Annotated in this window: 24 protein-coding genes; 18 read left to right on the top strand and 6 right to left on the bottom strand. The window is 69.2% G+C overall.

The window, feature by feature from the left end; translation table 11 throughout:
* Positions 1-79 precede the first annotated feature (79 nt).
* The 4 genes from HZS54_RS23810 (at position 80) to HZS54_RS23795 (ending at position 3,088) form a co-directional block, all read left to right on the top strand.
* Positions 80-922: an RAD55 family ATPase gene (locus HZS54_RS23810; protein ID WP_179919566.1), complete on the top strand. Its 843-nt coding sequence runs from the start codon at positions 80-82 to the stop codon at positions 920-922.
* Between the two features lie 123 nt (positions 923-1,045).
* Complete coding sequence (locus HZS54_RS23805) at positions 1,046-1,972, top strand: hypothetical protein (RefSeq protein ID WP_179919565.1); 927 nt, start codon at positions 1,046-1,048, stop codon at positions 1,970-1,972.
* A gap of 4 nt (positions 1,973-1,976) precedes the next feature.
* Entirely contained in the window at positions 1,977-2,675 is a 699-nt protein-coding gene (locus tag HZS54_RS23800; protein ID WP_179919564.1) for a DUF8135 domain-containing protein, read from the top strand.
* A gap of 89 nt (positions 2,676-2,764) precedes the next feature.
* The gene (locus tag HZS54_RS23795; RefSeq protein WP_179919563.1) at positions 2,765-3,088 is read left to right on the top strand and encodes a transcription factor S; all 324 of its coding nucleotides are present in this window, start codon (positions 2,765-2,767) and stop codon (positions 3,086-3,088) included.
* A 36-nt stretch (positions 3,089-3,124) separates the two neighbouring features.
* Here HZS54_RS23795 and HZS54_RS23790 read toward each other — a convergent pair whose 3' ends face one another.
* A complete protein-coding gene (locus HZS54_RS23790; RefSeq protein WP_179919562.1) occupies positions 3,125-3,385 on the bottom strand; it encodes a MarR family transcriptional regulator in 261 nt (86 codons plus the stop codon).
* 149 nt (positions 3,386-3,534) lie between these two features.
* Between HZS54_RS23790 and HZS54_RS23785 the strand changes: the two genes are divergently transcribed.
* Positions 3,535-3,993, top strand: coding sequence for an SHOCT domain-containing protein (locus tag HZS54_RS23785; RefSeq protein ID WP_179919561.1), 459 nt, complete (start codon positions 3,535-3,537; stop codon positions 3,991-3,993).
* Positions 3,994-4,104: 111 nt separating this feature from the next.
* Positions 4,105-5,970, top strand: coding sequence for a receiver/sensor box histidine kinase (locus HZS54_RS23780; protein WP_179919560.1), 1,866 nt, complete (start codon positions 4,105-4,107; stop codon positions 5,968-5,970).
* An 83-nt stretch (positions 5,971-6,053) separates the two neighbouring features.
* Here the strand turns inward: HZS54_RS23780 and HZS54_RS23775 are convergent, their stop codons facing one another.
* Positions 6,054-6,932 (bottom strand): ZIP family metal transporter, encoded by an 879-nt coding sequence (locus HZS54_RS23775; protein ID WP_179919559.1) that lies wholly within the window; start codon positions 6,930-6,932, stop codon positions 6,054-6,056.
* Positions 6,933-7,055: 123 nt separating this feature from the next.
* Here HZS54_RS23775 and HZS54_RS23770 point away from each other — a divergent pair, with 123 nt between their 5' ends.
* From HZS54_RS23770 to cruF, 3 genes are read left to right on the top strand one after another with little or no spacing between them, the layout of a single operon-like run.
* Positions 7,056-8,609 carry a phytoene desaturase family protein gene (locus tag HZS54_RS23770; protein WP_179919558.1) on the top strand — a complete coding sequence of 518 codons (1,554 nt, stop codon included), beginning with the start codon at positions 7,056-7,058 and terminating at the stop codon, positions 8,607-8,609.
* A 15-nt stretch (positions 8,610-8,624) separates the two neighbouring features.
* On the top strand, positions 8,625-9,515 hold the full coding sequence (locus HZS54_RS23765; RefSeq protein WP_179919557.1) for a prenyltransferase: 891 nt from the start codon (positions 8,625-8,627) through the stop codon (positions 9,513-9,515).
* Positions 9,505-10,428, top strand: coding sequence for a bisanhydrobacterioruberin hydratase (cruF, locus tag HZS54_RS23760; RefSeq protein ID WP_179919556.1), 924 nt, complete (start codon positions 9,505-9,507; stop codon positions 10,426-10,428). Before HZS54_RS23765 ends, cruF begins: the two co-directional genes overlap by 11 nt.
* Before the next feature lie 73 nt (positions 10,429-10,501).
* Here cruF and HZS54_RS23755 read toward each other — a convergent pair whose 3' ends face one another.
* Positions 10,502-11,158, bottom strand: a complete 657-nt coding sequence (locus tag HZS54_RS23755) for an HAD family hydrolase (protein ID WP_179919555.1) — start codon at positions 11,156-11,158, stop codon at positions 10,502-10,504.
* Positions 11,159-11,301: 143 nt separating this feature from the next.
* On the opposite strand from HZS54_RS23755, the gene HZS54_RS23750 reads away from it, so the two are divergent.
* From HZS54_RS23750 to HZS54_RS23740, 3 genes are all read left to right on the top strand, one after another.
* Positions 11,302-11,574: a DUF7571 family protein gene (locus HZS54_RS23750; protein WP_179919554.1), complete on the top strand. Its 273-nt coding sequence runs from the start codon at positions 11,302-11,304 to the stop codon at positions 11,572-11,574.
* 65 nt (positions 11,575-11,639) lie between these two features.
* On the top strand, positions 11,640-12,170 hold the full coding sequence (locus HZS54_RS23745) for a GNAT family N-acetyltransferase (protein WP_179919553.1): 531 nt from the start codon (positions 11,640-11,642) through the stop codon (positions 12,168-12,170).
* 105 nt (positions 12,171-12,275) lie between these two features.
* Entirely contained in the window at positions 12,276-13,394 is a 1,119-nt protein-coding gene (locus HZS54_RS23740; RefSeq protein ID WP_179919552.1) for an NADH:flavin oxidoreductase/NADH oxidase, read from the top strand.
* Between the two features lie 25 nt (positions 13,395-13,419).
* Here HZS54_RS23740 and HZS54_RS23735 read toward each other — a convergent pair whose 3' ends face one another.
* The 3 genes from HZS54_RS23735 to HZS54_RS23725 are packed head-to-tail and all read right to left on the bottom strand — an operon-like array spanning position 13,420 to position 16,488.
* Entirely contained in the window at positions 13,420-14,430 is a 1,011-nt protein-coding gene (locus tag HZS54_RS23735) for an alpha/beta hydrolase (protein WP_179919551.1), read from the bottom strand.
* A 57-nt stretch (positions 14,431-14,487) separates the two neighbouring features.
* Positions 14,488-15,801 (bottom strand): phosphoribosylamine--glycine ligase, encoded by a 1,314-nt coding sequence (locus tag HZS54_RS23730; protein ID WP_179919550.1) that lies wholly within the window; start codon positions 15,799-15,801, stop codon positions 14,488-14,490.
* A gap of 57 nt (positions 15,802-15,858) precedes the next feature.
* The gene (locus HZS54_RS23725; RefSeq protein WP_179919549.1) at positions 15,859-16,488 is read right to left on the bottom strand and encodes a TetR/AcrR family transcriptional regulator; all 630 of its coding nucleotides are present in this window, start codon (positions 16,486-16,488) and stop codon (positions 15,859-15,861) included.
* A gap of 197 nt (positions 16,489-16,685) precedes the next feature.
* On the opposite strand from HZS54_RS23725, the gene HZS54_RS23720 reads away from it, so the two are divergent.
* The 6 genes from HZS54_RS23720 to HZS54_RS23695 all read left to right on the top strand — a co-directional run bounded on the left by HZS54_RS23720 (position 16,686) and on the right by HZS54_RS23695 (position 23,504).
* Positions 16,686-17,246: an NAD(P)/FAD-dependent oxidoreductase gene (locus HZS54_RS23720; RefSeq protein WP_179919548.1), complete on the top strand. Its 561-nt coding sequence runs from the start codon at positions 16,686-16,688 to the stop codon at positions 17,244-17,246.
* Positions 17,247-17,338: 92 nt separating this feature from the next.
* The gene (locus HZS54_RS23715) at positions 17,339-17,743 is read left to right on the top strand and encodes a universal stress protein (protein WP_179919547.1); all 405 of its coding nucleotides are present in this window, start codon (positions 17,339-17,341) and stop codon (positions 17,741-17,743) included.
* Positions 17,744-17,875: 132 nt separating this feature from the next.
* The gene (locus HZS54_RS23710; protein ID WP_179919546.1) at positions 17,876-18,514 is read left to right on the top strand and encodes an NAD(P)-dependent oxidoreductase; all 639 of its coding nucleotides are present in this window, start codon (positions 17,876-17,878) and stop codon (positions 18,512-18,514) included.
* Positions 18,515-18,709: 195 nt separating this feature from the next.
* Positions 18,710-19,009: a hypothetical protein gene (locus tag HZS54_RS23705; RefSeq protein ID WP_179919545.1), complete on the top strand. Its 300-nt coding sequence runs from the start codon at positions 18,710-18,712 to the stop codon at positions 19,007-19,009.
* Positions 19,010-19,066: 57 nt separating this feature from the next.
* Positions 19,067-19,330 carry a DUF7553 family protein gene (locus tag HZS54_RS23700; protein WP_179919544.1) on the top strand — a complete coding sequence of 88 codons (264 nt, stop codon included), beginning with the start codon at positions 19,067-19,069 and terminating at the stop codon, positions 19,328-19,330.
* 184 nt (positions 19,331-19,514) lie between these two features.
* Positions 19,515-23,504, top strand: a complete 3,990-nt coding sequence (locus tag HZS54_RS23695; RefSeq protein WP_179919543.1) for a DNA polymerase domain-containing protein — start codon at positions 19,515-19,517, stop codon at positions 23,502-23,504.
* The last annotated feature ends 169 nt before the right edge of the window (positions 23,505-23,673 follow it).

Raw genomic sequence — 23,673 nt, 5'->3', positions numbered from 1 at the left:
CGCGAAGCGCCGAAGCGCCGTTTCACCGAGCGAGAATCGCGGGGCAACAGGTAAACGGGCGGGGGAGAATGGTGGTCGCATGGACCGGATACCCTTCGGGGTCCGCCAGCTCGACACGACCCTCGGCGGCGGCGCGCCAACGGGCAGCGTCGTCCTCGTGGCGGGCGAGGGCGGCGCGGGGTCGCGGGAGTTCATCCAGACGAGCACGCTGTTGAACGCCCTCGCCGAGACCGACGAGGCGTTACACGACCTCTACTACGGCGACCTCGCTCCGAACGCGAACCCTCCCGGGGCGGTTCACTTCGTCTCGTTCACCGCCGACGAACGGCGCTTCGCCGAGGAGGTCGGGATGACCATGGACGACGACATCGCCGACGCCGGCATGGACGCGGTCAGGTATCACGACCTCTCGGAGCAGTACTTCCACCGGAGCCCGGTCCCCCGGGACTGGTACGCCGAGGAGACCGCCGACATCAAGGACCTCCGGGCGCGCCAGGAGCGCGACGACATCCTCGGCGAGCTCGGGGAGCTGCTCGTCGACCACGCGCCGGGGAACCTCGTCGTCATCGACTCGCTGTCGGACCTCATCAGCACGGCCGGCCGCGACGAGAAGGTGAACTGGTCGGACGTCGTCTTCCTCATCAAGGGGCTCCAGAAGGGCGCCAACGAGTGGAACGGGGTCATCCTCGTCCACGTCGGCCGGGAGACGGTCTCGGACACGGAGTACGGCCAGCTCGTCGACAGCGTCGACGGCGCCCTGGAGTTCGAGTGGGCCAGCGGCGGGTCGACCCGCGCGCGGACGCTCGTCGTCAAGCAGTTCCGGGGCGTCCTCTCGGGGATCGACGACGAGAACATCGTCCAGTTCGAGACGGAGGTCGGCGACGGCGGCTTCGACATCAGCGACGTGCGCAAGATCCGCTGACCGGACCCACTCCGAGATTCTCCGGATAACGGCCACGAGCGGCGGTATCGGACCGATCCGCCAGTTCGAATTTCGAGAACCGGTGGCAAACCCTTAACTGCTTACTCCCGTCAAGGGCAAGTAATGGCGAGCGAGTCGTCGGACGACGCCGGCGTGTCCGTGTCCCTGCCCGCGGACGTAGAGGCCTGGCTGGACCGGAAGGCCGCCGACCTCGGCGTCGACCGGGAGGCCGTCGTCGTCCAGTTACTCGCATCCTACCGCGCTGCCGAGGAGTTCGGCGACGAGGACGTGGCCGCCGCCCTGGGCACCGACGTCGAGAGCGAGGTCCGGGACGTGATCGCCGAGCGACTGCCCGACATCGCCGACGCCGTCGCCGAGCGCGTCGACGGCGGGGGCGACCTCGACGCCGTCGAGGAGGGGCTGTCGGCGGAGATCGACCGCGTCGAGGCGGAGTTCACCGACAAGATCCAGGACGTGCGCGACCGGGTGGTCCAGGTGAAACGGGAGGCCGACGGCAAGGCCGAGGCGGACCATACCCACCCGGAGTTCGGCGAGCTCGCGACGCTCTCGACGGCCGTCGACGACCTGGAGTCGTCGCTCTCGGCCCTCGAATCGCGGGTCGACGAGGCGACCGACGACGCGGCCGCGGCCGAGGAGCGAGTCGACGCCCTCGGCGACCGCGTGAGCGAGATCGAGCGGGCGACCGACCGGCTCGACGAGGTCGAGGAGCGCCTGCAGACGGTGGCCTGGGTCGTCAGCGACCTCCGGGAGGCCGAGCAGGCCCGCTCGACCGGCACCGACGCCATCGACCGGCTGAAGGCCACCGCGGCGGAGCTCGACGTGGACCGGGCGGTCTGCGAGAACTGCTCGCAGGCGGTCGACATCGCGCTGTTGCACGAGCCCAGATGTCCCCACTGCGACGCGACCGTCAGCGACGTGGCGCTGCCGGGCGGGCTGTTCGGCAAGCCCAAACTGACCGTCGCGCGCAAACTGGAAGCCGGCGACGAGAGCGACCGCTCGAACGTCCCCGACGCCGCCGACGGGAGCTGATATCGTGAGCGGCGACCCCGATACCGACGACCCCGATGACGACGACGCCCGCGGCGACCCGTTCGATTCGTTCGACGAGTACCGCGACCGCGACGGCGACCCGTTCGACTCCTTCGGCGACGACTCGTCCGGAAGCCGGGGCGCTGCGCCGGGGAGCGACGACGGCGAAACCGGGGACGCCGACGAGTCCGCGACGCGGGATTCGGCCGACGAGTCCGCGGCGTCGGCGTCGACCGACGCGGTCGACCCGGACCCCTTCGAGTACATGGGCGACCGTGGCGGCGGGAGCCAGCCGGTCGACGGTGGGGACGGGGACGACGGGACCGACGAGCGCCGCGGGGACCCGCTCGCGGACGTGACCGTGTCCGACGAGGACCCCTTCGAGTCGTCGGCGAGCGCCTTCGAGCGGTCCGGCGTCGAGGGGATCGACCCCGACGAGGTGTGGGAGCGGCTCACCGCCGAGCCCGACGCGGGCGACGGGGACCGCGACGCCGTCGACGCGCCCTCCGAGGGCGAGGAGGACGACGTGGTCACGGTGTCGAAACACAGCTACTGCGAGGGCTGCGAGTACTTCTCGGAGCCCCCGGACGTGGCCTGCGGCCACGAGGGCACCGACATCCTGGCGTTCGTCGACGTCGACAGCGTCCGGGTGAGCAACTGCCCGGTCGTCGAGGAGCGACGGGAGCTCGAAGAGGACGCCTGACGGCCCCGCAGGGCGGTTCACGGTCGGCGAGGCGGACGAACGAGAGAGCGAGGTATACTTACGCCCGGGCGGTCAACGGGCGTGGTACCATGCAGTTCTGCGACGACTGCGGTTCGATGATGCACGCCGACGGCGACGAGATGGTCTGCAAGAGCTGCGGCGCCACCGTCGGGAAGGACGACGACCTGGCCGACCAGTTCGTCAGCACCGCCGAGCAGTCCGGCGAGGAGGTCGTCGAGACCGAGGAGGGCGCGAACTTCGAGGGCAAGCCCAAGGACAAGAGCGTCACCTGCGACGACTGCGGCAACGGCGTCGCCTGGTACACGATCAAACAGACCGGCTCCGCCGACGAGCCGCCGACGCGATTCTTCAAGTGTACGGAGTGTGGCCACCGCTGGCGGGAGTACAACTGATCCGGGAGCGACTCGCAGCCGACGGGCGACCGCCCGCTATCGCGCGGTCGCTTTCGGGCTAACGGTCCAGTAGGCGCCGCGGTGGCGGACCAGACCCCGGTCTTCGAGCCGCGCGAGGACGACGCCGACGCTGCCGCGGGGGACGCCGGTGCCCTCGCAGATCTCCGCGGGCGTGAACGCCTCCTCGCGGCGCTCGGTGAGGTAGGCGAGCACGCGGTCGGCGTTCTCGGAGCCGGCCGCCGGCGGGCGGAGCTGCTGCTCGGGCGTCTGTTCGAACTGATCGATGCTGATCGGCATGAGCGTCTCTACGCCGGCTGCGAGCATATCGCTATCGGCTCGGGCGACGGCGAGACGCGCTCCGGTCTGGCGGCTGGACGCGTCCGCGGGCCCTCGACCGGACGCGGTCGTCCCCGGAAATTATGGCGCCCGGGACGGTATCGTCGGACATGAGCGACGAACCGAGCGAGGAGACGGACGACCCCATGGAGGCGCTGGTCGGGATCGTCGCGGTCGCGACGCTCCCGCTGGCGGCCCTGGCGGCGATCTTCGTCGGCGGGAACGCGGCCGCCGTCGTCGCCATCGTCGGGTGGTTCCTCCTCGTGCCGGTGCTCGGGATCCTCTCGGACCACGTCGACCTGCGGGAGTACCTCGGCGAGCGACGCGAGCGGGACCGAACGACCGGCGCGACTCGCGGCGACGAACGGGACAGCGAGGACGACGCCCTCCAGCGGCTCCGGGAGCGCTACGCGGCCGGCGAGATCGACGACGTCGAGTTCGAGCGCCGGCTCGAACGCCTGCTGGAGACGGAAGGCGTCGAGGTCCCCGAGGGCGTCGACCCGACCGGGTCCGCCGGGGCCGGCGTCGACCTGTCGGCCGACCGCCAACGCGAGCGCGAGCGGGAGTGAGTGGGTGGTCCGACGCCGGGCCCCGACTGCCGCGCGCCGCCGGACGGGACCGTTTTTCCAGCTGATGCTCCCTCCCAAACCGTTATAATCGGTCTGTTCGTTGGATCGTTGATGCGTCGGTCGTCACCGGACCCGATCCGAGTCCTCCACGTCGACGACGAACCCGAGTCCGCCGATCTGGCCGCCGCCGTCGAGGCGGCGAACGAGCGACTCGCCGTCGAGACGGTCCCGAGCGCCGAGGAGGGACTGGATCGGCTCGCCGACGGCGAGGTCGACTGCGTCGTCTCGGAGTACGACCTGGAGGGACGCGACGGCGTCGCGTTCCTCGAAGCCGTCAGGGCTGACTACCCGGAGCTCCCCTTCGTCCTGTTCACCGACGAGGGGAGCGAGGCGGCCGCGAGCGAGGCCATCTCCGCGGGCGTCACCGACTACCTCCGGAAGGGGTCGGACGCCGACCGCTCGGCCGAGCTGGCCGACCGGATCGAAGCGGCGGTCGAGTCCGCCCGCGCCGAGCGCACCAGGCGCCGCCACCTCCGCGCGATCGACGACGCCCGGGAGGGCATCGGTATCATCGAGGAGGACGGGACGTACAGCTACGTCAACGAGGCGTACGCCGACCTCTACGGCTACGAACCCGAGGAGATGGTCGGCGAGTCGTTCACCGTCACCTACCCCGACGGGGCGCTGGAGACGGTCAGGGCCGACGTGATGCCGGCCGTCGAGGGGACGGGGTTCTGGCGCGGGGAGACGACCGGGCTCCGCGCCGACGGCACCACCTTCGTCGAGGACCACACGCTGGTCAAGGCCGACGGAGAGCGCCTCGTCTGCAGCGTCTTCGACAAGACCGACCGCGGGGGTCACGAGGACGCCATCGAGGGGATACACACAACCGTCCGCGGGCTCATGGAGGCGACGACCTTCGAAGACGTGGCGGAGACGGTCGTCAGGGCGGTCCGCGACGTGGTCGGCCTGCCGAACAACGCGGTCCACCGCTACGACGAGGACGCCGATGCCCTCGTCCCGGTCGCCTGGACCGACGAGGCCGAGCGACTGCTCGGGGAGATCCCGTCGATCCCTCGCGGCGACGGACTCGCGTGGGACACCTTCGAAGACGGCGAACGTCGGGTGTACGACGACATCTCGACGGCTCCCGGACGGTTCACCGAGGACACGCCGATCCGGAGCGAGCTGATCCTCCCGCTGGGCGACCACGGCGTCCTCCTCGCCGGCTCCACGGAGCCGAACGCGTTCGAACAGACGGACGTGACGCTGGCACAGACGTTCGCGGTCCACGCGACCACGGCCCTCGACGGCATCCGCTCGGAGCGGGAACTCCGCGCCGAGCGGGAGGCGCTCGAACGGCAGAACGAGCGGCTCGAACGGTTCGCGGGCATCGTCAGTCACGACCTGCGGAACCCGCTGACCGTCGCGCAGGGCCGGCTCGAACTGCTCGCCGAGGAGTACGACGAGGAGCACGTCGCCGCGATCGAGCGGTCTCACGAACGGATGGAGGCACTGATCGAGGATATCCTGACGCTCGCCCGGGAGGGCGAGGGCGCGACCGAGGCCGAGTCCGTCGACCTCGCCGACGCGGCGGCCGAGTGCTGGGAGCACGTCGAGACGGGCGAGGCGACGCTCGCCGTCGAGACGGCGGCGACGGTCCGGGCCGACCCCGGGCGCCTGCAACAGCTACTGGAGAACTGCGTCCGGAACTCGGTCGAGCACGGGTCCGACGACCTGACCGTCACGGTCGGCGACTGCGAGGGCGGGTTCTACGTCGCCGACGACGGCCCGGGGATCCCCGAGAGCGAACGCGAGCGCGTGTTCGAGGCCGGGTATTCGAGCGCCGACGACGGGACCGGCCTCGGGCTGAACATCGTCGCCGGCATCGCCGAGTCCCACGGCTGGGACGTGGCGGTCCGCGAGAGCGAGGCGGGCGGCGCGCGGTTCGAAGTGACCGGCGTCGAGACGGTCTGAGCGCGGGGATCGACCCCGAGCGCCCGGACCGACAGCGGCCGAGAAGTGACCGACCGGGGAGCGAGCGCGCGAGCGTTCGACGGTCAGGGCGAGACGGCGACCCAGGCGACGACGACGACCGCGGCGCCGACGACGGTGCTGCCGACGGCGTGGATCCGCAGTCGGTCAAGCAGTTCGTGGGACTCCTCGTGGAGCGAGCACACCTGGTCGATCTCCGAGCCGGCGTCACAGACGGGGAGGAAGTCCATGGCGACGTGGAGGAAGATGCCGGCGGCGAAGCCGAAGACGACGGCGTTGAGGACCGCGATCTCGGGGACCGGGAGCGCGGCCGTGGGGATGGCGGTGATGCCGACGCCGGCGGCCGGGAGCAACAGTGCGGAGACGGGCTTGCCGTTGCGGCGCAGGCGACGGGCGGCGGCGTAGCCCGCCGGGCCCTTGTGCGAGACGATGGCGAGGCCGAGCAGCAGGCCGAGCGTCGGCATCGAGCCGTAGACGAGGCCGATGATCAGCCCCGCCGAGAGCGCGTGAGCGGTGATCTGGGCGGTCGTCACGTCCATCGGGAGGTCGCGGTGGGTGAGCCGGTGGCCGATAACGTGGCCGCTGTAGCCGACGACGATCCCGGCGGCGATGCCGATGCCGCCGACCTGCGGCGCGATACCCCCGTTGCCGGCGATCCCGATGGCCTGCGGGACGAGGAACATCGCCGCGCTGGTCACCATCGCACCGCTGGCGAGCCCGTAGCCCCAGACGAGTCGCTGGGGGTCCGTCTCGGTCGCCCGCGCGCCGAGGTACGTCCCCGCCGCCATCGCCGCGAACGCGACCCAGCCGACGATCAGCACTTTCCACGTCTCGGCCAGGACCGCGGCGACCGACAGCCCCAGCAGGACCGCGACGCCCGCGCCCCCCACCAGTGAGAGCCGCCCGCCGCCGTTATTAACATCAGAAGTTTCGTTAATACCCATCATTTAGCAACACGGGGCTTGTTGTTAATAAGACTGTCGCTCGGGGTAGGAGCCGCCGTCGCGGTCGCCGGTCCCACCGGTTGGGCACCCCCTTTTTCAGTCGCGGGCGCCGATACCAGTGTAATGGCAGGGCTCTCGGGACGTGCGGACGGCGAGTCGGTGACCGTCGTCGGCGGCGGCGTCGGCGGCCTCTCGGCGGCGGCGTACCTCGCCGACGCCGGCGCCGACGTGACGCTCGTGGAGAAGAACGACCAGCTGGGCGGCCGCGCCAGCCGCCTCGAAGCGGACGGCTTCCGCTTCGACATGGGGCCCTCGTGGTACCTCATGCCCGACGTGTTCGAACGGTTCTTCGGGCACTTCGGCAAGGCCCCCGCCGACTACTACGAACTGGAACGGCTCGACCCGCACTACCGGATCTTCTTTAAAAATGAAGGCCCCGCGGCGGGCGACGGCGAGCGAGTCGACATCGCCGCCGACCGGGCGAAGAATCGGGAGCTGTTCGAGTCCATCGAGCCCGGCGCGGGCGAGGCCTTCGACGAGTATCTCGCGACCAGCGAGCGCCACTACGAGACGGCGATGGAGAAGTTCGTCTACGAGGACCGCTCGTCGCTCCGGGACTGGGTCGACCTCGACGTGATGCGCGCGGCGCCCATCGGGATCAAGCTCATGCGGTCGATGCAGGGCCACGTCGACAACTACTTCGAGAACCCCAAGCTCCAGCAGATCATGCAGTACACGCTGGTGTTTCTCGGCGGCTCGCCCCGCAACACGCCGGCGCTGTACAACATGATGAGCCACGTCGACTTCAACATGGGCGTGTACTACCCCGTCGCCAACGAGGCCGACGAGAACGGGGACCACCCCGGCGGCATCGGCGTCGTGATCGACGCGTTCGTCGACCTCTGCCGGGAACTCGGCGTCGACTTCGAAACCGGCGTCGAAGTGGACGAGATCACTCGTCGCAAGCGCGGGTTCCTCGTCGTCGACGAAACGGGGAGCGAGCGCCGACCGGACCGCGTGGTCGTCAACGCCGACTACGCCCACGCCGAGCAGGAGCTGCTGCCCGAGCACGAGCGGCAGTACGACGCCGACTACTGGGACGACCGCACGTACGCCCCCTCGGCGTACCTCCTCTATCTCGGCGTCGAGGGCGATGTGCCGGAGCTGGCCCACCACACGCTGGTGCTCCCGGACGACTGGGATCCGCACTTCGCGGAGATCTTCGACGATCCCGCGTGGCCCGACGAACCCGCGTACTACCTCTGCGTACCGTCGAAGACCGACGACACCGTCGCGCCGGAGGGCCACAGCAACCTGTTCGTCCTCGTCCCGATCGCGCCCGGGCTCGAAGACTCGCCGGCCCAGCGCGAGCGGTTCCGGGAGCAGATCCTCGACGACGTGGCCGAGCACGCCGACACCGACCTCCGGGACCGCATCGTCTTCGAGGAGGAGTTCTGCGTCTCGGACTTCGTCGACCGCTACAACGCGACGCAGGGGACGGCGCTCGGACTGGCCCACACGCTCCGCCAGACCGCGCTCCTGCGGCCGCCGAACCGCTCGGAGGCGGTCGACGGCCTGTATTTCACTGGGTCGTTCACCACCCCGGGGATCGGCGTGCCGATGTGTCTCATCAGCGGCCAGCACACCGCACAGGCGCTCGTCGAGGACGCCAACTAAGCCGCTCGACCGAGTATGTCCGACGCGATGGCCTCGCTGACCGCTCGCCTCGGCGCGCTCGCGCCCCCCGACACCACCGTCGGGTATCTCCTCCGGCTCTCGCGGCCGCGCTTCTGGCTGTACCTGGCCGGCCCGGCGATGGTCGGGACCGTCTTCGCCGCGCCGACCGCGGCGGCGCTGTTCACGCCGCTGACCGTCGCGCTGGCCGCGTACTTCCTCGTCCCCGCGAACGTCTTCCTCTACGGCGTCAACGACGTGTTCGACGCCGACATCGACGAGGAGAACCCGAAGAAGGAAGACAGAGAGGTCCGCTACCGCGGCGACCGCACCGTCGTCGCGGCGGTGCTGGCCAGCGGCGTCCTCGGGGTCGCGATACTGCCGGTCCTGCCGACGGAGGCCGTCTTCGCGATGCTGGCCTTCCTCGCCCTGTCGGTCCAGTACAGCGCGCCCCCGTTCCGGTTCAAGACCACGCCCGTCCTGGACTCGCTGTCGAACGGGCTGTACGTCCTCCCGGGCGTCGTCGCCTACGCGACCGTCGCCGGGGCGTTCCCGCCGGCGCTGGCGGTCACCGGCGCCTGGCTGTGGACGATGGCGATGCACACCTTCTCGGCGATCCCGGACATCGAGCCCGACCGCGCGGCCGGCATCCGGACGACCGCGACCGTCCTCGGCGAAGGGGCCACCTACGCCTACTGCGCGGTCGTCTGGGCGGCCGCCGCGGCGGTGTTCTGGCAGGTCCATCCCTACTGGAGCGGCCTGCTCGCGGTCTACCCAGTCTTCACCGCCGCCGTCGCGCTGACCGAGGTGTCGGTCGACCGCGCCTACTGGTGGTTCCCGTTCCTGAACACCGCCGTCGGGACGCTGCTGACGATGGGCGGCCTCTGGGTGATCGTCTATGGCGCCTGACTGGGCCGAGTCGGCCGGCTGGCCCGCCTCCGGGTCGATCGACCGCGACCGGGCCGAGGCTCGCCTGGATCAACTCGTCCGGACCAATCGCTTCACCATCGCCGTCGTCTTCCCCGTCACCGGCGCCGTCCTCCTGCTGGCCAGCGCGCTCGGTTGGTTCGCCCCCGCGGTCGCGGCGCTCCCCGCGCCCCTGGCGGCCGAACTCGCGTGGCTGCCCGGGGCGCTGGCGTTCAACCCCTGGCTTGTCCTCGTTGGCGTCGTCGTGATGCGCCTGCCGCTCGTGGCCGGCGTCGCGCCGCTGGTCGACCGGCGGGCGATCCTCGCACTGGCCGCGCTGGCGGCCTACGCCTACGGGATCGAGTTCGTCGGCGTCACCACGGGCTGGCCCTACGGCGCCTTCGAGTACGGCGTCGCCCTCGGGCCGATGGCCGGCGGCGTCCCGCTCGCGCTACCCGTCTTCTTCTTCCCGCTGGTCCTCAACAGCTACCTGCTCTGTCTGCTGTTGCTGGGCGATCTGGCCCGAAGTCCCTGGGTTCGCCTCCCGGTCGTCGTCGCGACGGTCGTCGGGATCGACCTGGTGCTCGACCCGGGCGCTGTCGCGCTGGGGTTCTGGGCCTACGACGGCGGCGGCGCCTTCTACGGCGTCCCCTGGAGCAACTACGCCGGCTGGATCCTCTCGGCGACGGTCGCCGTCGGCGCCTTCGACTTCGGGCTGGACCGGGAGGCGCTGCTCGCGCGGCTCGACGCCTGTCCGTTCATGCTGGACGACATGGTGAGCTTCGTGATCCTCTGGGGCGGCGTCAACGCCGCCTTCGGCAACTGGCTCCCCGTCGCGCTGGCGGGGCTGTTCGGTCTCGGACTCGTCGTCACCGACCGCTTCGACGTGCCGACGCGACCGCGGTGGGCGGAGTAGTCACTCCGGACGCGGCGAACGGCCACGCGACGGCGGCCCCACGACGGCGCCACGATGGCGGTCCCGTCGCGAGTCAGCCGCAGATGTCGTGGAGGCGGTCGAGCGAGTCGATGTCCCACGTGGGCCAGACGTTCAGGTCCCAGTCGGTGCGGTGGGGGCGGCGGATGAACGCCGAGTCGATGCCGGCGTTCTCGGCGGCCTGGATGTCGGACTCGTTGTCGCCGACGTACAGCGCCGACTCGGCGTCGAGATCCGAGAGCGCCCGCTCGATGTAGTGGGGATGGGGCTTCCGGAGGGTGAGGCTCTCGACGGTCGCCTCGCGGCCGTAGGCGGTGTCGAAGTGGCCGCCGAGGTCGAAGTGGTCGAGGAGGAAATCCACCGTCTCCTGCTGGTTCGAACTGACGATCCCCGTCGCGACGTCGAGGTTCGTCAGCGTGTCGATGTCCCCGTAGGGCGTCTTCCGTCCCGCTCGCGCCTCGTCCTGCTGTGCGCCCGAGACCGTGCTGTCGCGGGCGCGCCAGAACTGCGCCGGCTCGAAGCCGTAGGTATCGCAGACGGTGTTCACCTGTTCGGGGGTCGCTCCGATCGTCATGTCCTCGATGTGGTCTGGGTCCGGATCGGACACACCGAACTGCGCGAACGTCTCCTCGGTCGCCTCCCGGAGGACGTCGAACCGCGTTCGGCCCACGAGGACACCGTCGTTGTCGAACACGACGGTATCGTACGTCATACCTCCCCTGCGTAGCCCGCGGTGAAAGGGCTTCCGACCGCCGCCCCCTCGACGTGCGCGCCGACCATCGACGAGTCACCGGCGAAATACCGCGACAGCGGTAGACCTTTGTGAGTGAATCTCATGGGTGAGTGTGTATCGCAATGAAACCGTGCCAGAACTGTCAGGCGGTCATCGACGAGTACACCCTGGACAAACAACTCGAACCCCTGCGGGAGCTGACAGTCGACGACTTCAACCTCTGTGGCGACTGCGTGACGGTCGCCGACGACGCGTGCGTGGAGTGCGGCGGCGCGGTCTACGTCCCCCGGAGCGCGGACGCCAGACCGGACTTCTGCCCGGCGTGTCGGTCCGACCGCATCGAGCGGACCGGTCGCGACCCGGGTTGGCACCTCGAATCCCCCTCGACGACCTGAGGCGGGCGGCCGCGACGCGGTTTTCGACGGTCGAACTTTTACCGGCGGGTCCCGACGGCTCGACCATGCCGGGACCGGTGTTCGTCGAGGGCGAGACGGTCGATCTGCGAACCATCGAGCGGGAGGACGCCGAATTCCTCCGGGAGCTGTTCCACCACCCGCGGGTCCGGGGATACGCCGGCCCCGACGCGCCCGACAGCGGCGAGGCCTACGAGTCGGACCTGCTGGACCGGATGGAGGGCGCCGACGCCGTCGAACTGCTGGTCTGCGACGGCGACGAGCCGGTCGGCGACGTGTCGTTGGCCCCGATCGACGACCGCCGCGACTGGGCCAACCTCGGGTACGCCGTCCACCCGGACTATCAGGGCGAGGGGTACGCGACCGAGGCGGCGCGGCTGGTCGTCGACCACGGGTTCGCGGCGCTGGGACTGCACCGGATCTCCGCGACGATCCACGCCGACAACGAGGCCTCGAAGCGAGTCGTCGAGAAACTGGGGTTCACCCACGAGGGAACCAAGCGCGACGACGACTTCGTCGACGGCGAGTACGTCGACCGCGAGGTGTACGCCGTCCTCAGCGGGGAGTGGGAGGGGTAGCGCGGCGCCGAGACGGGGAGCCACCGGCGCGGGCCGGCGACCGAGAAACCGGAAAGCGGCGCGGCGGGCGGACGATACTTGGGATTCCAGCGAGTAGCCGTAGTGATGACAGACCTGTTCGACCCGCTCGAACTCCGGGACACCGCGATTCCGAACCGGCTGATGGTCTCGCCGATGTGCCAGTACTCCTGCGAGGCCCGCGACGGCCGCGCGACCGAGTGGCACCACGTCCACCTCGGCTCGCGAGCCGTGGGCGGCGCCGGCCTCGTCATGGCCGAGGCCACCGCCGTCGAGAAGCGCGGCCGGATCACCCCCGAGGACCTGGGGATCTGGAACGACGACCAGGCCGACGCGCTCGCGCGCACCACGCGGTTCGTGAAGGAGCAGGGCGCCGTGCCGGGCATCCAGCTGGCCCACGCGGGGCGCAAGGCCTCCAAGAGCCGCCCGTGGGAGGGGAGCCGCCCCCTCTACCCCGACGACGGCGGCTGGGAGGTCGTCGGTCCGAGCGGGACCCCGTGGCCCTACGAGGACGACGACGGCGAGCGGGTCGACGCGCCGCCGACCCGCGAGATGGACCAGGGCGACATCGAGCAGGTGATCGACTCGTTCCGGACGGCCGCCGAGCGCGCCCGCGACGCGGGCTTCGAGGTCGCGGAGGTCCACGCCGCCCACGGCTACCTCCTCCACGAGTTCCTCTCGCCCGTCACGAACCACCGCGAGGGCGACTACGGCGGCGACTTCGAGGGCCGCACCCGCCTCACGCGCGAGGTCACCGAGGCGGTGCGGGAGGTCTGGCCCGACGGCAAACCCGTCTTCGTCCGGATCTCCGGCACCGACTGGTTCGACGACCGCGAGTCGTGGACCGCGGAACAGTCCGCGCGGCTCGCCGACCGCCTCGCCGGCATCGGCGCCGACCTGATCGACGTGTCCAGCGGCGGGATCGCACCCGGGTCGTGGCCGGAGCAGGCCGGCCCGAACTACCAGCTCCCGCTGGCCGAGGCCGTCCGCGAGAAGTCCGAGAGAGACATCGCCGTCGGTACCGTCGGCGGGATCACGACGCCCGAGCAGGCTCAGGCGGTCGTCGCCAACGGCCGCGCCGACCTGGCCATCGTCGGCCGGCAGTTCCTCCGGGACCCCTACTTCGGGCTCCGGGCGGCCGACGCGCTCGACGCCACCGACGAGGTGTCGGGGCCGCCGCAGTACCGCCGCGCGTTCGGGTTCTGAGCGGAACCCGCGGTCTTCGAGCGACTCAGCCGTCCGCGCCCAGCGCCCGCCGCAGGTCCGCGGCGATATCCGCGACGGCCTCGTGCGCGCGGGCCACGTCCTCGTCCTCCGAGAGCATCCCCACGAATCCGTGGACCATGTCCGGGTAGTTGCGAAAGCGGACCGAGACCCCGTCGCCGACCAGCCGCCGGGCGTAGGCGATCCCGCCGTCCCGCAGCGGGTCGAACCCGGCCGTCACGACCGTCGCCGGGGGAACCCCCGACAGGTCGCAGGCCCGCGAGGGGTCCGCGTAGGGGTTACGCCGGTGGATCTCGCTCCCGTAGTAGCAGCGGTCGAACCAGCGGATGTCGTCCTCGCTGAGGACGTATCCGGTGTACTCCTGCATCGAATCCTGTTCCTCGCGGGTGCCCACGGCGGGATAGACCAGGCTCTGGTAGTCGAGATCCGGCCCGTCCCGCTCGGCGGCCATCAGCGCCGCGACGGCGGCGAGGTTCCCGCCCGCGCTGTCGCCGGCGACCGCCAGACCGCCGTCCGGGTCCAGCACGTCGGGGTCGGCGGCGGCCCACTCCAGGGCCGCGTAGGCGTCCTCGACCGCCGCCGGGAACGGGTGTTCCGGTGCGAGGCGGTAGTCGACGGCGACCACCTCGCAGCCGCTCGCGGCGGTGAGGTGCCGACAGAGCAGGTCGTGGCTGTCGAGGTTCCCGAGGACGAACCCGCCGCCGTGGTAGAAGACGACCGTCGGGTACGGCCCCGCGCCGATGGGCCGGTAGCGGCGGGCCGGAACCTCGCCGTCGGGACCGGGGATCGTCAGATCGGTCGCGTCCCCGACCGCGGGCGGGTCGGCGTCCTGCAGCCACAGGCCGAGTTTCGCCAACAGCCGGACCCCGCGGGCGCCGATCGTCGACATGCCGACCGACCGGAGCCAGCGCCGCGAGTGCAGCACCGACTGCACGTCCGGGTGCGGTTCGTCGGCCGCCAGTCGCGGTCCGTCGCCGTCGTCGCCCGTCTCGGCCCGGAGGAAGTCCTCGGTCGCCATGGCCGCCGGTATGGACGGGCCTGTCAACAGCGTTCCGCTCCCGGCCGTGCTGGCCGCCTACGCCGGTCCCAGATACCCCCACGCCTGCAGGCGGTCGCCGTCGCCGTCGACCCACCGCTCGCCGATGTCGTCGCGGTAGTACATGTTCGGCATCACGATGTCGTCGATCCGGTCGTAGGCCTGCTCACGCGCGGCTTGCATCGTCTCGCCCTTTCCGGTCGCGACTATCGGCATGCCGTTCTCGCCAGCGGCACGCCACTGGCCGTCGACCCGTTTGGCGTCCTCGATGTGGATCCCCTCGCGGTCCCCCGTCCGGAAGACCACGGCCGCGTTCCGCGAGTTCTCGTCGTACGTCTCCTCGTCGTCGAACGGGAACGGCGGCAGGACGACCCGGACGGCGACCTGGTAGCCGCCGTGGACCGCCGGCTCGGGGTCGTCGCCGTGAGCGAGGTCGTAGAAGAACTCGCCCGTCGAGGACTCGAACGACTCCTCCTGCAGCGCGATCGTCGGGTAGCCGAACCGCGGCGTGAACTCCAGCGGGTAGATACCGTTCTCGTTGACGATGCAGTTCACGTCAATGCTGCCGACGTAGCCCTCGGCGGCCAGCCAGCCTTCGAGCCTGCCGAGGGTCTCCTCGAACAGCCTGTTCCGCCCGGCCCAGAACATCGACGTTCCCATCTCACCGGTCTGTGGCCCGACGTTTCCGGGGAACAGTTTCTTGTGCTCGAAGTTGAAGTTGACCCGGTCGACGAACCTGTTCCCGTCGAAGAAGCCGCAGATAGCGACCTCGACGCCCTCGACCTTCCGCTGGAGCTGGAACCCCTTCATCCGGTGGCCCCACGCCTTCTCGTAGGCGTTCAGCACGTCCACCACGTCGCTCCCGTCGTCCTCGTCGCCGACGTACAGGAGCCGCTTGACGTTCTGGACCTCGCCGAGCGGCTTGATCACGTACGGCGCGGGGTTCTCACGGACGTGCTGGACGCCGGCGTCGAAGTCGCGGAAGACGTGGTGTTCGACGGTGTTGACGCCGTGGTCTTCGAGCACCTCCATCGCGTAGCCGCGGTCCTCTTCGAGGCGGTCGGTGTTGGGCGTCCCGCCGACGACGGCCTTCCCTCGCTCGCGGAGGTCCTGTGCGAGGGCGCCGGTGCCGATGTCGTCGCCGACCCAGATATCGTCGAAGACGATCACGTCGGCCCAGTCGGTCTCCGCGCGCCAGTCGTCGGTCTTCGGGACGAACCCGTCGGCGATCTCCCGGTCGGACTCGGCCCCGACGTAGTACTTCACGTCGTGGCCCTCCCGGTGGACCTGCCAGGCGAGGTCGCCGATCAGGGCGGCGTCGAGCGAACAGAAGAGGAACCGCTTGGAATCCATAGACGGGATCCTCGGGCCACCACGGTAGGTGTTCGGGTCGCGTCCGGGAGTCCGCGGTCAGGCGTCGGTCGTCGGGGGGTCGGCCAGCAGCGAGTCGACGATGTACTCGTCGACGGCTCGGCGGGCCTGTTCGGGGGCGTCCTCGTGGCCGAGCGAGATGCGGCGGCCGCGGGCGGCGTGGATCACGTCGGTGATCAACTGGCCGACGAGCTCGGCGTCGACCTCGCGGAAGACGTCCTGTTCGACGCCGTCCTCGACGACCTCGACGATGCTGCCCCGGATCCGTCCGTAGTGCTCGTCGAACACCTCGCGGTGGCGCTCGTCGTTCTGTGCGTAGGCGTACAGCTCGTGGTACACCTTCATCCGGTCCCAGTGGGAGAACTCCTCGAACTCCGGACCGAACAGGCACCGCTCGACGCGGGCGTCCAGTTCCGCCAGGGGATCGCCGTCGGTCTCGACCTCGACACCCCCCTCGTACTGGTCGATGACGTACTCCAGGAACGACGACAGCAGGTCGTACTTCCCGTCGAAGTGGTAGTGGATGACCTGGCGGGTCAGGTCCATCTCCTCGCCGATGTCGCGCATCCGGAGGTCGCTGTAGCCGTGCTTGCTCAGCGCCCGGAAGGTCGCCTCCATGATGACCTCCCGCGTGTCCTTCGACGACACGGGCTCGTCGGAACTGCTCATACTACAACTCGACCGCTCCGCTACTTATACTGTTCGCGACGACAACCGCCCGTCGTCGCTCGGACGACCGGAACCGCCGCGCAACCCGCGTCCCCAGTCCCGGCCGACGACCCCATCGAGCGCTCCCGAAACCGGCCGTAGTTGCCTCGTTTTACGAGATGGTAAAACCTATCCCGCGGCGGTCCCGACTCGCAGGTATGGTAGACGTAGCTGTCGTCGGCGGCGGTCCCGCCGGCCTGAGCGCAGGACTGTACGCGGCGAAAAACGACCTCGACACCGTGGTCTTCGACACCGACGAGTCGTGGATGCACAAGGCCCACCTGTTCAACTACCCGGCGATCCGGAGCATCAGCGGCGACGAGTTCCTCGAAGTCACGCGCGGGCAGGTCGAAGACCGCGGCGCCGACCTCGAAGACGCGGAGGTGACCGCGGTCGAGGAAGACGGCGACGGGTTCGCCGTCCACACCGACGACGAGGAGTACGCCGCCGACTACGTCGTGCTCGCGACCGGCGGCGACCGCGACCTCGCGGAGGATCTGGGCTGCGAGTTCACCGACGAGGACGTGGTCGACGTGACCGTCGACATGGAGACCTCCGTCGAGGGCGTCTACGCCACCGGCGCGATGGGCCGCGCCGAGAAGTGGCAGGCCGTCATCGCCGCCGGCGACGGCGCCGCCGCCGTGCTGGACATCCTCTCGACGGAGAAGGGCGAGTACTACCACGACTTCGACATGCCGTCGGACGTGCCCGACCTGTAACCGGACCCACCCCTCGTTTCTCCCGTTCGCTGCCCCGTCAGCGCCCCACTCGACCGCACAAATTTATCATCGTCGTCCGTGAACGTAGCGCCATGACCGAACTCGTGGTCGGGACGGACACGGTCGAATCGAGCGAGGCGCTGTCGGCGTACCTGGAGCGGGTCGTCGAGCCGGAGGACACGGTGTACGTCGTCAACTCCCTGGAGGGCGGCGAGGACACCAGCGGCGCGGACGTGCGCGCCGGCGAGGACGCCATCGAGGCGGTCGTCGACGCACTCGTCGACGTGCCGGTCACCGTCGAGACTCACCAGTTCGTCCGCGGGAACGAACCCGTCGAGGACCTGATGACGTTCGCGCAGGAGGTCGACGCCGACGAGTTCGTCGTCGGCATCCGCAAGCGCACCCCGGTCGGCAAGGTGGTCTTCGGCTCGACCGGTCAGAACCTCCTGCTCGGGACCGACCGACCGGTCCGCTGCGTGCCGCTGGTGGAGTCGTAGCGACTCGCCCCGCGGGGTTCCGGGGGCCGGTTACACTCGCGTCCCCCGATTACTCGCACGTCCGCGAGCGCCTATGAGGGTGGGGTCCCTCGGTCGAAGTGACGCGTGACGCAAGTCACGGAGACACCACCAATGAACGTACTCCTACTCGGTGCGAGCGGCATGATCGGACAGCGTATCGCAGACGAACTCCTCGGTCGCGGCCACGCGGTGACGGGCACCTCCCGCAGCGGCGAGGTCGACGGCGTCGCGGGCGACGACTTCGACACACTCGCCCTGGACGCGACCGACGCCGACGCGGTCGCCGACGCCGCGGCCGACCACGACGCCGTGATCTCCGCGCTCGGCCCCGCCGAGGACGCCGAGCTGGACATCCTCGTCGAGATGGCCGACGCGACCCTCGAGGGGCTCCGCGAGAGCGGGACCGACCGCCTGCTGTGGGTCGGCGGTGCCGGCAGCCTCTACGTCGCCGAGGACACCCAGTTCATCGAGACCGAGGACTTCCCGGACGAACTCGTCCCGCTCGCCCAGGCCCACATCGACGCCTTCGAGGTCGTCCGCGAGGCCGACGATATCGAGTGGTCGTATCTCGCTCCGCCGGGCATCATCGAGCCCGGCGAGCGCACCGGCGACTACCGCACCGCCGAGGGCGAACTCGTCGTCGACGACGAGGGCGACTCCTACATCACCTGCGAGGACTACGCCGTCGCCGTCGCCGACGAACTCGAAGACGCCGAAGCGGTCCACGCGCACCTCGGCGTCGGCTACTGACGACCCGCGGTTCACTCCCGGCCCACCGCTGACACGGTACTCTACCAGACCCCTCAACCCCGAACCCCTTCCCCTACCCACTCCTGACACTCGTTCTCTCCCTTCTCCCGTCGGCTTTTTCGCGAGCCGTGGATCCCGGCGACCACAAGACTGATTCCGCCGATCTGCGAACTCGATCTCGCCCTGCACTGACAGATGGTCCCCGACATTCGCCGGTTCCTCGTCGACTGGGAGTTCTGGCACGCACTGACGATGGTATCCATCGCGGTCTGGATACTCGCGCGGACGAACCGATACGCGTTGGTGGACTGGCTCTACGCGCTGGCCTGGCGCGGGGCCATCCCGTTCGTCTCCCGACTCGAACGAGACCAGATCCGACCGATCGTCGAGATCTTCGTCGAGATGTGGCTTCCCGTCGCTCTCGTCTCGTTCGTCTGTGGCTTCTTCGCCTTCCACGCCGACGCGGAGTCGCGCCGGCGTGCCGAGGACGACTGACCCCGGCCGAAGACGGTCTCCGCAAGTGTTAACGCGGGGTGCCGAGAAGCGGCGGCCATGACGCGCGAGAACCTCGCTGACGCGAGCGACACCCTCGAATCGGCGGCCGACGCGACCGGCGACGACGACGCGGCCGAGCGACTGACCAGCCTCGCCGACCAGCTCGACGGCCTCGCCACGCGCGACCGCGACCCCGACCACGGGCGCCTCGCCCGCATCGAGAACGCGCTCAACGACCTCGAAGACTCGGACGTGACCGAGCAGGTCCAGTCCGCTCACGAGTCGGTCGTCGCCTTCCGCGAGACCGTCGAGGGCGTCTAGCGACCCACCTTCTCGCCGGACGCGCGCTCCGCGGGGAGCGCAGCGGCCGAGGACCCGTCCGGCGGTCGAACCGCGCGTCGCAGGCGCGGCGGATTCGGATACCGGTGACGAGCACGCACGCCACGCGACTGCCGATCCCGGATACCGCGACTATTTTAGTCGGGCCCCGCCAAGCCCGACCAACATGGAGCAAACGGAGTTCGGGGACTTCGGGGCCGGCGAGGAGCGGCCCGCCGACGAGGCCGAGGCCGTCGCCGGGAACGACACCGGCGACGAAGTCGCGACCGTCGTCGACGCCGACTCGGTCCGCTTCCCCGAGGCACAGGGGTCGGTCACGCTGACCGTCACGCAGGTGGACTACACCGTCGAGTACAGCGGCGACGACGAGTTCCCCGTCGTCCACGTCTTCGGCCGCCGCGAGACCGAAGCCGACGACGAGGAGCCGCAACTCGAACACGTCGAGGTGTACGACTTCGAGCCGTACTTCTACGCGCCCATCGAGAACGTCGACGACGAGCGCATCGCCGGCTACGACGGCCTCGTCGACTACCGCGAGACCGACGCCGAGGGCGACCCCTTCGAGTCCATCCGCGGCGAGCGCCTCGCGAAGATCATCGGTCGCACGCCCCGCGACGTGGGGCAGATCCGCGACGACTTCGAACACTACGAAGCGGACATCCTGTTCCCCAACCGCCTGCTCATCGACAAGGACATCGAGAGCGGCGTCCGCGTGCCCGAGCGGCGCACGGAGGACGATACGATCCGCATCCCGCACCAGGAGGTCGAGACCGTCGACGACAACGCCACGCCGCGGGTGAACACCTTCGACATCGAGGTCGACGACCGCAACGGGTTCCCCGAGGACGGCGAGCAGACCATCGTCTGTCTCACCTCCCACGACTCCTACGACGACGAGTACATCAACTGGCTCTACAACGCCCCCGACGGGATCGACGGCCCCGCCGCGCTGGAGGCCTACGAACCCATCGAGGACGACATCGACGCCGAGGTGCGCGTGTTCGACTCCGAGCCCGAGATGCTCGACGCCTTCATCGAGTACATCGAGAGGACCGACCCGGACCTCCTGACGGGGTGGAACTTCGCCGACTTCGACGCGCCCTACTTCCTCGACCGCGTCGAGGAGCTGGCGGGGCCGGACCACGACTACGACCTGGACATCGACCGCCTCTCCCGGGTGGACGAGGTGTGGCGCTCGGACTGGAACGGCCCGGACATCAAGGGACGCGTCGTCTTCGACCTCCTGCGGGCGTACAAGGCGACGCAGTTCTCCGAACTGGAGTCCTACCGCCTCGACGCCGTCGGCGAGGTCGAGATGGGCGTCGGCAAGGAGCGCTACACGGGCGACATCGGCGACCTCTGGGAGGACGACCCCGAGCGCCTGCTGGAGTACAACCTCCGCGACGTGGAGCTGTGCGTCGAACTCGACCGCAAGCAGGACATCGTCGCCTTCTGGGACGAGGCGCGCAAGCTCGTCGGCTGCAAGATCGAGGACGCCCCCACCGCCGGCGACGCCGTCGACATGTACGTCCTCCACAAGGCCTACGGCGAGTTCGCGCTCCCCTCGAAAGGGCAACAGGAGGCCACCGACGAGTTCGAAGGTGGGGCGGTCTTCGACCCGATCACCGGGGTTCGCGAGAACGTCTCGGTGCTGGACCTGAAGTCGCTCTACCCGATGTCGATGACGACGATCAACGCCTCGCCCGAAACCAAGGTCGACCCCGAGGCCTACGACGGCGAGACCTACCGCACGCCCAGCGGCGTCCACTTCCGGAAGGAACCGGACGGCATCATCCGGGAGATGGTCGACGAGCTACTGTCAGAACGCGAAGAGAAGAAATCCCTCCGGAACGACAACGACCCCGGTTCCGAGGCGTACGAGCGGTTCGACCGACAGCAAGCGGCTGTCAAGGTGATTATGAACTGCTTCACGCCGGACACGGACGTGCTCACTCCCGAGGGGGTCCGCAATATCCGGGACCTCGACGTGGGCGACCCCGTCTACTCGCTGGACCCCGACACCCAGGAGATGGAGGTCAAACCGGTCGTCGAGACTCACGCCTACCCCGACTACCGGGGCGACCTCGTCGACATCGAGACGAGCAAGACGGACTTCCGTGTGACGCCGAACCACAGGATGCTCGTCCGGAAGAACGAGCGGAACGGGACCTCGTGGGACCAGGACGACTACCGGTTCGTGGAGGCGGGCGAACTCGACCGTGCCACGAACTACGAACTCCCGCACGACTGGGACGGCCCGGACGGCGAGCGGCTCGACGAGGCCGATCTGACCGAACTGCTCGACGACTACGAGGTGTGGGTTCGGCCCGAAGTCCACGGCCACACGTTCGCCGCCGAGATCGGCTACTACCCCGACAAAGTCCTGAAAAACGACGTCGGAGAGGAGGGGTACGTCCTCTCGGCCGAGGAGTTCGAGGAGCATCGGGAGTACGTCGATAGCGTCGCCGAGCGGTGTTTCGTCCACGCCGAGGCGAACCGGAAGTGGATCCCACGCACTTACGACGGCGACGACTTCCTCGAACTGCTCGCGTGGTTCGTCACCGAGGGGAACGTCTACACGTCCGAGGAGAAGCGGTTCGGCGACAAGCTTCGAGGCTCCGCGACGACGGTCAAAATCGCTCAGGACGCCCCGGTCGCGGCCGACGGTGGTGAAGGTGCCGCTGGCGGTATCGAGGAGAACCACCACGCTGCCATCGGCGACTTGCTCGACCGCATGGGGTTCGATTACTACGTCGACGACCAGTCGTACCAGTTCACGTCGAGACTCCTCGGTCGGTATCTGGAGCGCACGTGCGGAGACGACAGTTTCGCCAAGCGGATCCCGGAGTTCGTCTTCGAGGCGTCGCGCGAACAGAAGCGTCGCTTCCTCGACGTACTGATCGACGGCGACGGTGACCGCCAAGAGAACTCGTGGCGCTACTCGACCGCCAGCGAGGAACTGCGCGACGACGTGCTCCGTCTGTGCGCTCATCTCGGTCTCACCGCAAACTATCGGAAAGACAGCGGTAGTTGGCGGATCTACACCACCGAGAACGCGAAGAACACCCTCCGGATGCACCGGAGTGGCTCGCGTAGCGAGGCCGAGGACGGGGTGTACTGCGTCACGGTCGAGGACAACCACACGCTGATGGCCGGCCGCAACGGGAAATTCCAGTTCGTCGGCCAGTCGCTGTACGGCGTCTTCGGCTGGGACCGCTTCCGCCTTTACGACCGGGAGATGAGCGCCGGCGTGACCTCGACGAACCGCGAAGTCATCAGTTTCACCGAGCAGGCCGCAAACGAGCTCGACAAAGAGGTCATCTACGGGGACACGGACTCGGTCATGCTCGAACTCGGCGGCGACACGCCGAAAGACGAGGCCATCGAGCGGTCGTTCGAGATCGAGGAGCACATCAACGACCGCTACGACGAGTTCGCGATCGAGGAGCTGAACGCCGAGCTCCACCGCTTCCAGATCGAGTTCGAGAAGCTCTACCGTCGGTTCTTCCAGGCGGGCAAGAAGAAACGGTACGCCGGACACATAATCTGGAGCGAGGGGAAAGACGTCGACGACATCGACATCACGGGCTTCGAGTACCAGCGGTCGGACATCGCGCCGATCACGAAGGAGGTCCAACTGCAGGTCATCGAGATGATCGTCCACGGCGAGGACCTCGAAGACGTGAAAGACTACGTCCACGGCGTTATCGAGGACTTCCAGAACGGCGAGGCCAGCCTCGACGACATCGGGATCCCGGGCGGCATCGGGAAGAAACTCGACAACTACGACACCGACACCGCGCAGGTCCGCGGGGCGAAGTACGCCAACCTCCTGCTGGATACCAACTTCGCCAGCGGGTCGAAACCCAAGCGGGTCTACCTGAAGAAGGTCCACCCCGAGTTCTTCCGGGAGATCGAGGCGGAGAAAGATCTGGACCCCGCCGAGGACGTGCTCTACGGCGAGTTCAAGCGCGACCCGGACGTGATCTGCTTCGAGTACGCCGACCAGGTGCCCGACGCCTTCGAGGTCGACTGGGACAAGATGCTCGACAAGACGCTGAAAGGCCCCATCGCGCGGGTCCTCGAAGCGCTCGATATCTCCTGGGAGGAGGTCAAGAGCGGCCAGGAGCAGACCGGCCTCGAGAGCTTCATGTGAGCCGTCCGTCCGGGCGCCTGGGTCATCCACCCGGACGCGGGGACCGTCCGCGTCCGTCCCTCGGTACCGCGCCCGCCCCTCGGTAGCCCTCCGGAGTTGTCCATACCACAAATTGACTTTCCGTTTCGGAAAAGTCGGTCGTGGAAACTCGAAACTATTATCAGCGTCA

The sequence above is a fragment of the Halosimplex pelagicum genome (assembly GCF_013415905.1).
Classification (GTDB): domain Archaea; phylum Halobacteriota; class Halobacteria; order Halobacteriales; family Haloarculaceae; genus Halosimplex; species Halosimplex pelagicum.
The sequence above is the reverse complement of the archived record's forward strand: the minus strand, read 5'-3'. Positions and strand labels throughout refer to the sequence as shown.